A 2015-nucleotide genomic window follows, 5' to 3' on the forward strand; every position below is an offset into this window, starting at 1 on the left:
CAGCTATTCCTTGAATACCTTGAGCTCCCGTAGCACCAGTTGCTCCAGTATCACCTTTTGCACCATCATTTCCATCAGCACCGTTTAATCCATCTTTACCGTCGATACCATTTGTACCGTTAGTTCCATCAGCACCAGTTGCTCCAGTATCACCCTTTGCACCGTCCGCACCATTTGTACCGTTAGTTCCGTCAGCACCCGCTGCACCAGTATCACCTTTTGCACCGTCAGCACCGTTTGTACCATTTAATCCGTCTTTACCGTCGACACCATTTATACCGTTAGTTCCATCAGCACCTGCTGCACCAGTATCACCCTTTGCACCATCGGCACCGTTTGTCCCATTTAATCCATCTTTACCGTCAGCACCGTTTGTACCATTAGTTCCATCAGCACCTGCTGCACCAGTATCACCTTTTACACCGTCAACGCCGTTTATACCATTAGTTCCATCAGCACCCGCTGCTCCAGTATCACCCTTTGCACCGTCAACACCGTTAGTTCCATTTAATCCATCTTTACCGTCGATACCATTTATACCGTTAGTTCCATCAGCACCAGCTGCTCCGGTATCACCCTTTGCACCGTCATTTCCATCAACACCATTTGTACCATTTAATCCGTCTTTCCCGTCAATACCATTTGTACCGTTCGTTCCATCAGCACCAGCTGCACCAGTATCACCTTGTGCACCGTCAACACCGTTTGTACCATTTAAACCATCTTTACCGTCGACACCATTTATACCGTTAGTTCCATCAGCACCAGCTGCTCCAGTATCACCCTTTGCACCATCAGCACCGTTTGTACCATTTAATCCGTCTTTACCGTCGATACCCTTTGCACCGTCATTTCCATCAAGACCATTTGTACCATTTAATCCGTCTTTACCATTGATACCATTTGTACCGTTAGTTCCATCAGCACCAGTTGCTCCAGTATCACCCTTTGCACCGTCCGCACCATTTGTACCAGCTATTCCTTGAATACCTTGAGCTCCCGTAGCACCAGTTGCTCCAGTATCACCTTTTGCACCATCATTTCCATCAACACCGTTTGTACCATTTAATCCGTCTTTACCATTGATACCTTTTGTACCGTTAGTTCCATCAGCACCAGCTGCTCCAGTATCACCCTTTGCACCGTCAGCACCATTTAATCCGTCTTTACCGTCGATACCATTTGTACCGTTCGTTCCGTCAGCACCAGCTGCTCCGGTATCACCTTGTGCACCGTCAACACCGTTTGTACCATTTAAACCATCTTTACCGTCGACACCATTTATACCGTTAGTTCCATCAGCACCAGCTGCTCCAGTATCACCCTTTGCACCATCAGCACCGTTTGTACCAGCTATTCCTTGAATACCTTGAGCTCCCGTAGCACCAGTTGCTCCAGTATCACCTTTTGCACCATCATTTCCATCAGCACCGTTTAATCCATCTTTACCGTCGATACCATTTGTACCGTTAGTTCCGTCGGCACCAGCTGCTCCAGTATCACCCTTTGCACCAGTATCACCCTTTGCACCGTCATTCCCATCAACACCATTTGTCCCATTTAAACCGTCTTTACCATCGATACCATTTGTACCGTTAGTTCCATCGGCACCAGCAGCTCCAGTATCACCCTTTTCACCTTTATCACCTTTTGCACCGTCCGCACCGTTTGTACCGTTTAAACCATCTTTGCCATCGATACCATTTGTACCGTTCGTTCCGTCAGCACCAGCTGCTCCAGTATCACCTTTTGCACCAGTATCACCCTTTGCACCGTCATTCCCATCAGCACCGTTTGTACCATTTAATCCATCTTTACCGTCGATACCATTTGTACCGTTAGTTCCATCAGCACCAGCAGCTCCAGTATCACCTTTCGCACCATCAGCACCATTTAATCCGTCTTTACCATCGATACCATTTGTACCGTTAGTTCCAGCGGCACCAGCTGCTCCAGTATCACCCTTTGCACCGTCAGCACCGTTTATACCAGCTATTCCTTGAATACCTTGAGCT

The 2015-nt window shown here is 47.7% G+C and carries 1 protein-coding gene; it reads right to left on the reverse strand.

Annotated features, from left to right (window positions below; genetic code table 11):
• On the reverse strand, positions 1-2015 hold a 2015-nt coding region (locus tag JBL43_RS20110; protein ID WP_198843142.1), incomplete at both ends, for a beta strand repeat-containing protein.

Source organism: Aureibaculum flavum, from assembly GCF_016406085.1.
Lineage (GTDB): Bacteria > Bacteroidota > Bacteroidia > Flavobacteriales > Flavobacteriaceae > Aureibaculum > Aureibaculum flavum.